Source organism: Alienimonas sp. DA493, from assembly GCF_043951915.1.
In the GTDB taxonomy this organism is placed as follows: Bacteria; Planctomycetota; Planctomycetia; order Planctomycetales; family Planctomycetaceae; genus Alienimonas.
In genome coordinates this window covers 47,169-57,416 of record NZ_JBINJD010000017.1, presented here as the reverse complement: position 1 = coordinate 57,416, position 10,248 = coordinate 47,169, and the positions used below count along the sequence as shown (strand labels likewise).

7 protein-coding genes are annotated in these 10,248 nt (G+C 73.2%); 2 read left to right on the top strand and 5 right to left on the bottom strand.

What is annotated here, in order from left to right:
* Window positions 1-53: 53 nt before the first annotated feature.
* Together ACG2DA_RS04535 and ACG2DA_RS04530 are read right to left on the bottom strand one after the other, a co-directional pair.
* Window positions 54-1,316, bottom strand: a complete 1,263-nt coding sequence (locus ACG2DA_RS04535; protein ID WP_395254285.1) for a hypothetical protein — start codon at window positions 1,314-1,316, stop codon at window positions 54-56.
* A gap of 816 nt (window positions 1,317-2,132) precedes the next feature.
* Entirely contained in the window at window positions 2,133-2,978 is an 846-nt protein-coding gene (locus tag ACG2DA_RS04530) for a YkgJ family cysteine cluster protein (RefSeq protein ID WP_395254284.1), read from the bottom strand.
* 203 nt (window positions 2,979-3,181) lie between these two features.
* Here ACG2DA_RS04530 and ACG2DA_RS04525 point away from each other — a divergent pair, with 203 nt between their 5' ends.
* On the top strand, window positions 3,182-5,533 hold the full coding sequence (locus ACG2DA_RS04525) for a hypothetical protein (protein ID WP_395254283.1): 2,352 nt from the start codon (window positions 3,182-3,184) through the stop codon (window positions 5,531-5,533).
* A 33-nt stretch (window positions 5,534-5,566) separates the two neighbouring features.
* Here the strand turns inward: ACG2DA_RS04525 and ACG2DA_RS04520 are convergent, their stop codons facing one another.
* Both ACG2DA_RS04520 and ACG2DA_RS04515 read right to left on the bottom strand, forming a co-directional pair.
* Window positions 5,567-5,791, bottom strand: a complete 225-nt coding sequence (locus ACG2DA_RS04520; protein ID WP_395254282.1) for a hypothetical protein — start codon at window positions 5,789-5,791, stop codon at window positions 5,567-5,569.
* Between the two features lie 58 nt (window positions 5,792-5,849).
* Window positions 5,850-6,722, bottom strand: a complete 873-nt coding sequence (locus ACG2DA_RS04515; protein WP_395254281.1) for a dienelactone hydrolase family protein — start codon at window positions 6,720-6,722, stop codon at window positions 5,850-5,852.
* 279 nt (window positions 6,723-7,001) lie between these two features.
* Between ACG2DA_RS04515 and ACG2DA_RS04510 the strand changes: the two genes are divergently transcribed.
* Window positions 7,002-8,015: a hypothetical protein gene (locus ACG2DA_RS04510; RefSeq protein ID WP_395254280.1), complete on the top strand. Its 1,014-nt coding sequence runs from the start codon at window positions 7,002-7,004 to the stop codon at window positions 8,013-8,015.
* A gap of 111 nt (window positions 8,016-8,126) precedes the next feature.
* Here the strand turns inward: ACG2DA_RS04510 and ACG2DA_RS04505 are convergent, their stop codons facing one another.
* Window positions 8,127-10,100 carry a protein kinase gene (locus ACG2DA_RS04505; RefSeq protein WP_395254279.1) on the bottom strand — a complete coding sequence of 658 codons (1,974 nt, stop codon included), beginning with the start codon at window positions 10,098-10,100 and terminating at the stop codon, window positions 8,127-8,129.
* Between the last annotated feature and the right edge of the window lie 148 nt (window positions 10,101-10,248).

Below are 10,248 nucleotides of genomic sequence, written 5' to 3'. Positions count from 1 at the left end.
TCGGATGCGGATCGACGCCGCCCCGCCGCCCCGGCCACCCGCCCGCGATCATTTCACGACCAGAACTTCCACCACGGCTTTTTGGGGATCAAGCGGTCTCGCTCAACCCGGGCGTCGAGCGCCGCGAGCGCAGCATCCATCGTCTTCTCATTGACGCCGCGATCCGGCACGACGGACGGATACATCTTTAAGTGAGTCAGGTCCAATTCGTCGCCGGAGGCCTTGATGGCCTGCAGGATCGCGCGCGATTCTGCATTATAGAGACAAAGCGCCTCGAATTCTTCGTTCGTCATTCCTTTGCGTAACGGGGCGGCGAGGGCACGGGCGCGTGCGTAAGCCGGGATCGACATTAGCGGAACGTCGGTTTCAATCCGCCCGTCGCGACGGGCGAGGATGACGGTCGGGGAATATTGAACTCCATGCCCTTCAAAGAGGGTGCGGCCGAACGCGATTGTGGAGACGGACTCCGTCTCATGCACGAGGTCAGGGTCGAACCCCTGGCGAACCATCTCTTCCATGAGCCGATCGACGGACTCGTACTTCGCGAAGTTCTCAGCGAAGTAGCGGATGACTCGCTCCAACTCGGCTCGCCGGGAAATCTCTGTTGAGTTGCGAGGAAACTCAAACACTGCGAACCGCGTCAGGTATCCGAAGCCGGGACCTTGCACGCCGGCCGGCCAGTTTGGGTCTTGGTGGGAGACGTCATGCCCGTCGATTTCCAATTCGCGGCGCCACCCCTCCCCCCCCTCCGAGACGACGGTCGCTTTCGCCAGATGCACCCTGCGTGGCGCGGCGGATTCGGCGGCGAAGCGGAACCAGGGCTTTGTGTCGTCAAGCGCCAACTGAACGGCCCCGTCCTGAAACCCGCGGGAGATCGACGGCCCGACGAAGGCGCGAAGTCCGGACAGGCCGTAGTCGCCTTGAGAGTAGCCCTCCGAGGCGTCGCCCCCTTCGACGCCCGCCTGGCATGTCATGCAAACGGGCTCGTTGTCGATAAATGATTTGATCGGCCCCGCAACGCAGGTGATCCACATCACGGCGGCCTGTTCCAGCGCCGCCTCGCGGTCCTCGCCCATCCCGAACAGGCAAGCGTCGAGCGCCTCGTCATCGTGTTCGTGCAGCGTCGCCATGACGTGGGCGTGCACCACGCCGTCGCGGGAGGACGGCCCGGCGTCCTTCAACACGGCGTGCAGCGTCACCCGCCCGTCAAAGAGCTGCAGCGTGTCCTCGAAGCGTCGGGTCCAGCCGGCAAGGTCGCCGCCATGCTCGACGACGCCCTCTTCGATCAGTTCGAGCAATCGATCAGGATCAGACATGAATTTGTATAAGCCCTGTTGTGCGGAGGGGGCCGGCCCTGCCCGCCGCCGCGTCGGGCGCCAGGCGCTCACCGCGGCGCGCCAGCGGAGCGGGGTTGAGCATGCGAGTGACGCCCAACGGTCGCGAGCGGAGCCGGATCGCCCTCCACGCTCACCCGCCTGCGGCGTGAAAGCGGGGCCCCCAATTGAGAGCCAGTGGCCGAGACGGCGGCCGACCCGCACGGTTCGTACGCCAAACCGCCGATCCGGCAACGAGTTCGGACGAAACAGGTCCCGCCCCCGCGTGAGGTAGGGCCCAGGACGTTAGCACCCCGCCCCCCGGCACGCCGCACGGCGGTCAGGCCGCGAGCGGGGTCACACGTCGGGTCCGGGGGCCGCGGCCGTCATCGCGTTGACTAGCTAGCAGCCGAGCCGGGAGCACCCCCCGCGCCGACGTCGCCGGCGGACTCGACAGGCGAGTTCCGTTCCTCCCGACAGGCGCCCCGCCGCCGAGCCTCGCGCAGGTTCGCCCGGCGGGCGAGCCCCACCCCCGCCCGGGGCCGGCCTTCGCCGCCCCGAGCCCCGCAGCCCCCGCACCGATCGGCGGGCGCCGCACCCCATCGACATCCCTTCCCCCCACGCCGGCGCCCGCCGGACCGGCAGCCGCCGGGCGGGGCGGGGCGCACCGACCGCGCAACGACGTGAACCCGCTGTGACAACTCGACCCGCGTCCCGGTCCGCGGCGGAGCGAACCCTCCGCCGCGGCCGGGTTCGCCGCTGCGCCGACAGTTCCCCGCCTCTATCAAAGTGCGTTCCGTGCCCGCCCCACTGCCCCGCTCACGCCGCCTGACGCCGCGGGGCCTCCGCGGCGCCGCCGTCGGCGATGCGGCCGGCGTAGATCGCTTCGAGGAACTCCGGGAACCGCTCCGCCGACCGCGGGGTCCGGTTCCAGACGGCGGCGACGCGGCGGAAGAAGTCCATCTCCCAGCGGGCCGCGGCCAGTTCGCCGGGGGCCGTCAGCGGGTCGACGTCGTCCGCCGTCCACGGCCGCGGGCACAGGTCGTAGGCCGGATGGGCGCCGGATCGGCCGCGGGCCGGCACGTCGTGCACCTTGACGAGGTGTCCGTCGGAGGCGAACCGCAGCGGGAACGATCGGCAGGAGGCCGGCCGCTGACCGTAGACGCCGCACCGGCCGGTCCCGCGGGGGTTCTCGGCGGTCGGCGGGGTCTCCTGCAGGAACCGACACTTCGTGCTGCCGGGCAGCGCGGCGCTGGGCTCGTGCGTCAGGCAGAGCACCGTCGCGGCCTTCGGATCGTCGGCGAAGTACAGCGCCGGGGCGTAGCGGCGGGAGATCTTGCCCTCCGCGTCCGGCCAGCGGCAGGCGATCTCCCAGAAGGATCGCCCGGTCGCCCGGGTCAGGCGGAACACGTCCGCCCCCGTCACCGGGACCGCGAAGCTCCGGCAACACCCGGCGTGACAGCCGTCGCAGGGCGTGCCGCCCTCGTCGTCGGAGCCGCCTCCGCCGCCCGCCCCGCAGCCGCCGCCGGAGCAGCCCCCGCTCCCCCCGCCGCCGAGCACCGTGAGGGTCGGCAGCGGGAGCAGGGTCGGGCCGTCGTCGCCGCTCTCGGGCGCGCCCCCGGGGGTCGGGGCGGCGTTCGGGAAGGCTGGTCGGCCGTGGGTCATCCGCCGTCGCTCCATGCCGGATCGGAAAGGGGGCTCCCCTTCCATCGGTCGGCGGCGTCCCGGGGTCCACCGGCGCCGGCGCGACCCTCCCGGGCCGGGCGATCTGCGAAAAAATCGCCCGTCCGGGACAGTTTCGTGCACGAAACCACGTTGCGGTTCCCACCACTACGAACGCCCCCCGCCCTCCCACCCGCCCCGCCGCGATGCGCCTGACGCTGCGAACCCTGCTGGCCTATCTGGACGATCAACTCACCCCGGCGGAGGCGCGGGAGATCGGGGCGAAACTGCAGGAGGCCCCCGCCGCCCGGGAACTGGCCGAGCGGGCGAAAGAGGTGATCCGCCGGCGCCGGTTGGGCGTGCCGGGCGATCCGACCGCCGGCGGCGACGCCGGGGCCCCGACGCCGGAGACGGCGGCGCTGGATCCGAACGAGGTCGCCGCCTACCTGGACAACGCCCTCCCGCCGGAGCGGGTCGCCGCGGTGGAGCAGGTCTGTCTGAACGACGACGCGCACCTGGCGGAGGTCGCCGCGGGGCACCAAATTCTCACGCAGGTGCTCTCGGAGCCGGTGGCGGTCCCGCCGACGCTCGCCGCCCGGCTGGCCGGTCTGGCGCCGACCGCCGCCGCCGATCCGGACGCCCACCCGGCCCGGCCGGCGCATCAGTCGTCGCCGAACATGGCCGCGGTCCCGCCGCGGTCCGAGGGGTTCGAGGCCGGGCTGCCGGAGCACCTTCGTCAGCACACCCGCCGCGGCTGGGGTTGGGTCCCGTACGCGGCGGCGGCGCTGCTGGCGGCGATCTGGCTAGGCTCGCTGGCGGTGGATCGCGATCTGTTCTCCGGCCTGGCGGGCGACGCCGATCCGGCCGCCCCGGACGCGACCGGCCTGGCGCCGGCCGCCGTCGCCGAGGCGGACGCGGAGGCCGCGGAGGCCGGCACCGACGGGGCGGACGCCGGGGAGGCGCTCGACGCCGAGGCCGCCCGGATCGCCGCGGCCGAGGCCGCCGCCGCGGAGGCCGCCGCCGCGGAAGCCGCCGCCGACGAGGCCGAGGCCGCCCGCTTGGCGGACGCGATGCCCGTCGACCCCCCGCCGCCGGAGGCGGACGCGGACGCCGCCCCGGTCGCCGTCGCCTCCAGCGACGGGGCGATGCCCGACGCCGCCGCTCCGGCGAACGCGGACGCGCCGAACGCCGAGACCGCCGACGCGGCCACCGCAGACGCCGCCCCCGCGATCGCCCCCTCGGCGCCGCTGTCGGTGACGGAAGGCGAGGGCCTGTACGCGTTCGACCCGGCCCGGAACGGGTTCTACCTCGTGCCCGCCGGCGAACCGGCGCCGAAGGGCGTGCCGCTGGTCGTCCCCGAGCCCCTGCGAGCGACCGTCGCGGTGGAGGGGGCGCCGCTGACCGTCGAATTGTTGGGCGGCACGCGGGTTCTGTTCGACCCGGCGAAGGCGGACGGGGCGGCGCTGGGGATGGCGGTGGTGGACGGCCGCGTCCGGCTGATCCGCGGCGACGCGGCGACCGACGGGGCGACGGGCGAAAGCGAACCGGCCGTGGTGGTGGGCGCCGGCGGGGCGAAGTGGCGGCTGGTCCCCGCCCCGGGGGCCGCGGCGGCGATTTTGGTGGAGCCGCGACGCCCGGAGGGCGCCGGGGCCGATCTGACCGGCGCCCCGCAGCGGGCGGCGGTGGCGGCGCTGGGCGGGACGGTGCAGGCCGTCGATCTGGCGCCGGGCTCCCGCGGGGAGCCGGTCGCCCTGCCGCCGGGCAGCGCCGTCGCCATGATCACTGAGGCCGGCCAACTGGCCGCCCCCGGGGCGGCGCCGGCGTCCGCCGCCGGCCTGTTCGCGGACGGCCTGCCCGGCTGGACGACGGGCGCCCCGCCCTCGGAGGCGGAGACGCTGCTGACCGACCAGTTCGCCGCGGCCCTCATCAAGGGTCAGCCGTTGGAGGTTTCCCTGCCGCCGCTGGTCGAGGATCAACGCGAACTGCTCGCCCGGCAGGCGGTCGCCGCGTTGGCCCTCGCCGGGCGAGCGGGTGATCTGGCCCGGACGCTCAAGCGGACCCCGCACCCCTCCGTCGTGCTGGTCGCCGCGAACGGTCTCCGAGCCCTGCTGGGCCGCAACCCCGAGATGGACGCCGAGGTCCGCACCGCCCTGGAACGCGAGTTCCCCCGGGAGGCCCGCATCGCCCTCGGCCGGCTGCTGGACCGCCTGACCGACGCCGAGGCCCGCGACCCGCAGATCAGCGCCGAGGTGATCTCCGCCCTCGAAAGCCCCGAACTGGCCGTCCGCACTTTGGCGATCGCGGAACTGGAGCGGCTCACCGGGGTGACGAAGTCGTACCGACCGCTGGATTCGGAGTCCCAGCGGGAGAGCGCCGTGAAGCGATGGCGGCGGGAGCTCGACCGCACCGGCGGGGCGATCCTCGATCCGAACGAGGCCCCCGCCGAACCGGTCGCCGAGGGCGACTCGGGGACGCCGGCCGCGGCCCCCGGCGGCGCCGCGGCGCCGGCCAACCCCACGGGGGTCGACTTCGACAGCCTCATCCCGGGCGATCTGTGAGCGGGCCGAGAGCCGCTCTCTTCAAGAGAGCGGCTAACCCCCGTTCGGTTCGTAGACCACCGCCATCAGCACGTCGCTGGGGGCGAAGGCGCTTTTCGTCAGCCCGTGGGAACCGTCCTCCGGCACGACCGTCTGCGGGGCGATGTTGCCGAACACCTGCACGACCTTCGCCCCGCTGTCGCGGAGCCAGTCGTTCATCTCGGCTTCCAGGGCGGAGAGGTCCGCTTCAGTCGCTTTGAAGAACTTGATCTGCTGCACGGGACGGCTGCGGAACGAGGGGGACGGCGGGGCGGACGGGCCGCGGGAGTCGCAGACGCTACTTCGCGTCCGCGGCGGTCGGCAACGATTCGCCCTTCAGGGCGACGTCGAACAGCGCCTTCATCGCCGCCCAACTGCGGGCGTCGGCCTTGGCGTCGTAGGCCAGACCGTCCATTCCGCGCTCGTCGGCCCCGGGATTGGTGAAGCCGTGCTTGGCGCCGGCGTAGGCGGTGAAGACGTAGTCGGCCCCCGCTTTCTCCAGCGGTTCCAGACAGGCTTTGACCTGCTCCGGCGGGACGAACCCGTCCGCGGCGCCGTGGCAGATCATCACGCCGGCGGAGACGTTCTCCGCTTCCTCCTGCGACGGAGCCGGCAGCGCCCCGTGGAAGCTGACCACGGCCTTCACCGGGGCGCCGGCGTAGGCCATCTGCAACACGGTCGCCCCGCCGAAGCAGTAGCCGATCGCGGCGAGGTTGCCCGCATCGGTCTTCGGGTGCTTTTTCAACTGGTCCAACCCGGCGAGGGCCCGGGCCCGCCAGTCGTCCACGTTGTCACGAACCATCCCGGCGAACTTGGAGGCCTCCTCGGGGTGCTCCGCCGTCTTGCCCTGCCCGTACATATCGACGGCGAAGGCGACGTAGCCCAACTCCGCCAGCATCTCGGCCCGATGCTTCGCGTAGTCGTTCAGGCCCCACCACTCGTGGACCACCAGCACGCCGGGCCGGGGGCCGTCGAGGGCGTCGTCGTAGGCGACGAACCCTTTGAACGTCGTGCCGTCGTGTTGGTATTCGACCGTCTCCGTCTTCACCGCGGCCGGGGCGGCGACGGCGCCGACCGCCAGCGCGGCGACGGCCGACAGCAGGGAGAGCGGGCGGAGCGAACGACGGGCGGCCTGAGACCGGGCGGCGTGAGATCGGGCGGGGGCGTGCATCCGGGCGATCCGTGGGGAGAGGGAACAACGGGAGGACGGTCGAACGAGCGACGCTGGCCGGTTGTGCGACCGACGCCCCATCGCTCTGGCGGCGGAAGCAATCCGCGCCCGCGGACCGTACCACCCGGGCGGTCCGCGGCGGTATGGTCCGATTCGGGGGTGGACCCTTCTGTCCCGTTCCGGGATTCGCCCCATCCCGCCGCCCGTCCCGAGCCGTTCCGTTTCCCGGCCGCGTCGTCGATCCCCCGGTCGCGGCGTCGCCCCGTCGGAGAATCCATAGTGCCTGCCGCGATCGCCGCCCGCTGCCCAGACTGTGCTAAGGGGTTCAAGCTGAAGCCGTCCGCCGCCGGTAAGACGGTGAAATGCCCCGCCTGCGGGGGCGCGGTCCCCGTCCCCGCCGCGGCCGGCGAGGCCCCCCGCCCCGCGAAGAAGCCGGCGAAGGCGAAGCGGAAACGGGCCGCCGAGCCCGCCCCGGCGCCGACCGGCAGCGGGAACAGCGGGGAGATCTTCGCCGGGCTGGACCTCAGCGAGTTCGGCCACGACTCCGGCTCCCGGGGGGCGCTGTCGAAGAAGGGCCTGCCCGCCCGCGTGCAGAAGGGCCCGCTCACCGACGAGATCGCCACGCCCACGGAGGCGCCGAAGAAGAAGAAGGAGGAGGATCCGCCCCCGCCGCTGCCGGTGATTCTCGGAATCGTCGGCGGCTCCCTGGCCGTGCTGGCGCTCGCGGGGGCGGGCACGGCGTACATGCTGTTCGGCTCCGGCCCGGTCGAACCGCCGGGCGAACTGGTTCGCTACACCCACCCGGAGCAGGGCAAGTTCGCCATCGACGTGCCGAGCAACTGGGAGACGGTCCGGGAAGGCGGCGGTCAGGGCGGGCGGCCGGCGTTCGCCACCTTCGAGGGGCCCGGCGGCGAGGTGCAGGTCCGCCAGAGCCTCGGCGGCTCCGCCGTCGGCGACATCGCCAACGCGGGCGACACCCAACTCGCCCCCGGCGAGGAGCTGCCCGAGGAGCTGACGCCCATCTACTCCCAGCACGAGGCCGTGAAGAGCCAGGTCGAATCGAACTTCTCCAACTACTCCGAGACGGGCGGGGAGAACTTCGACTCCAAAGCCGGCGAGGCCCGCCGCAGCGTGTTCACCGCCTCGAGGACGTTGGGCGGAGCGATCACCGGCTACCGCGGGACCTTCCGGGTCGGCAACGACACCTACACCGTGGTGATGCAAAGCTCCACCCGCGACTTCGCCACGATGGCGCCGGTCTACGAGAAGATGCTCGAAAGCGTGGGCCGGTGACCGGCCGGGATTTGGTTTCCCCGTGAGCCCGAAACGCAGGCGAGGGGCGGAACGTTCCCCCCGATTGCGTTTCGAGCTCAGGGAAGGCTCCTCGCGAACGAGCGAAACGCCCTAAAAGACCCACACGGCCGCGGCGGTTCCGGCGGCGGCGAGGGCGGTCGCGGCGGCGACCAGCCACGGACCGAGCGGCTTGCGGACCGGCCCGAGCCGCAGGGTGAATCGGCGGGAGCCGAGGGTCAATTCGTCGCCGTGCCCCAGCTCCGCGCCGGCGCCGCCGTGCAGCGGGGCGTCGTTGACGGCCGTGCCGCCGCCGAGGTCGGCGACGTTCCAGCTGCGGCCGTTCCACCGAAGCTCGCAGTGCTCCGGGGCGACGCCGGCGTCGGTCAGCCGGACGTCGCAATCGGCGGAGCGGCCGACCGTCAGCCGCCCGCCCCGCACGGGAATCTGGGGGAGGAACCAGCCCGCCAGCCCGGCCGGCACGAGTCGGGTGGGCGGAGAGATCGCCGGCAGTTCCACACCGCTGGGGGCCGGCTCCGCCCGCTGCGGCGCGGCCTTCGGGGACCAGTCGTCGACGACGGCGGAGTCCGGGACGGCGTCGGTCCCGGCCCCGGCGTCGGACTCCAGCCGGCGGCCGACGTGCGACAGGTGGGAGAACGAATCCCGCACGTTCGATTCCTGCCCGGCGTATCCCCCGCCCAAGATCTCCGAGGCGAGGTCCGCGGCGCTGCGGCGCTGGCCCAGCGAGGCGGCGGTCAGGATCGACGACGAATCGTAGCGGCGGCCCGCGTCCGGCCGGGCGGTGTCGAGGTCGGCGGTGGTGCCCGTTTCGCGGTCCGACTCCGCGGGCGACGGGGCCGCCGGGACGGCGTCCGGGGCGTTCGCTTTGCGCTTCTGCTCCGCTTTGAGGGCCGCCTCCTTCCGGCGCCGCTCCGCCTTCTTGGCCGCCGCCCGGGCGCGGGAGTTGAGGATCGTGTCGAAGTCGAACGCCACCGGCTTACGCCGGCAGTGCGGCTCCAACAGCGCGGCGACCTCGGCGGCGTTCGCCGGGCGGTCCGCGGGGTCCTTCGCCATCAACCGGGCCACCAGCGCCGCGACCTCCGCGGGGGTGTCCGGCGCCTTCCGCCGCACGTCCGGCACGGCGTTGCGGCGGTGGGCCTTCAACACCTCCCGGCCCGTGCGGGCCGGGTACGGCACGCGGGCCGTCAGCAGGGAGTACAGCGTGCAGCCCAGCGAGTACAGGTCCGCCCGCGGGTCGATCTCCGTGCTGTTGCGGCTCTGCTCCGGCGCCATGTAGTCGGCGGAGCCGACGCAGTCGTGGCCGAAGATCATCTGCAGACTGAACTCCGCCGCCGCCTGGTCGGTCAGCAGGGCCAGGCCGAAGTCCGCCACCTTGACCGTGCCGTCCGCCGCGACCAGCAGGTTCGCCGGTTTCACGTCCCGGTGGATCAGGTTCGCCTCGTGACAGGCGGCGAGCCCCAACGCCGCCTGGCGGGCGATGTCGCAGGCGGCGGCGCTTTTGACCGGCCCGCCCCGGATCAGCAGCTCCTCGGCGCTGACCGCCTCGACGAACTCCATCACCAGCAGGTGGTCGCCGGGGCCGTTGTCCGCTTTGCAGAACCGCAGGGCCCGCACGACGTTGGGGTGGTTCACCCGCCCCGCGGCGACGCCCTCGTACTTCAACCGGGCGATCATGCCGGCGTCGTCCCGCAGCCCCTCGGCGAGCACTTTCAGCGCGACCCGCTGCCCGCCGGTCGGGCCGTCGCCCTCGTCCCGGGCCACGTAAACGTTGCCCATCCCGCCGGCCCCCAGTACCGCCAGGAGTCGATAGCGGTCGAGGAAGAACCCGCGGTAACGTCCCGCCCGCAGCCGGTCCGCCTGGTAGCGGGTGAGCAGGCCCTCGCGAACCAGCTCGGACGCCGCCGCCTCCGGGCTCCACCCGCCGAGGCGCTCGGTCAGTTCTGCGACGCGCGTCTCGGGAAGCAAATCGCTTTTGCCGAGCGTCTCCAGAAAGCCCCCCGCGTCGCCGGCCCGCACGACGGACTCTCCCCGGGGGGTCGCGTCGGCGGTGGTTCGGGAGCGGGGCACAGGCAGAACGCGGTCGCGGGAAGTGCGTCCGGAAAGACTTGGGAAACGGCGAGCGCCGCCCCCCAAAGTATCACTTCGCCCCCTCTGCGGGGAAGCACGTCGCCCGCCGGCGCCCGTTTTTCGCCGGGCGGACGCCGAACCGGCGGGT

What these genes read in the sequence shown, in the direction of transcription:
- ACG2DA_RS04525 (WP_395254283.1), top strand. Translation starts at nt 3,182, where the DNA reads ATGCGCCTGACGCTGCGAACCCTGCTGGCCTATCTGGACGATCAACTC.
- ACG2DA_RS04530 (WP_395254284.1), bottom strand. Translation starts at nt 2,978, where the DNA reads ATGACCCACGGCCGACCAGCCTTCCCGAACGCCGCCCCGACCCCCGGG.
- ACG2DA_RS04535 (WP_395254285.1), bottom strand. Translation starts at nt 1,316, where the DNA reads ATGTCTGATCCTGATCGATTGCTCGAACTGATCGAAGAGGGCGTCGTC.
- ACG2DA_RS04515 (WP_395254281.1), bottom strand. Translation starts at nt 6,722, where the DNA reads ATGCACGCCCCCGCCCGATCTCACGCCGCCCGGTCTCAGGCCGCCCGT.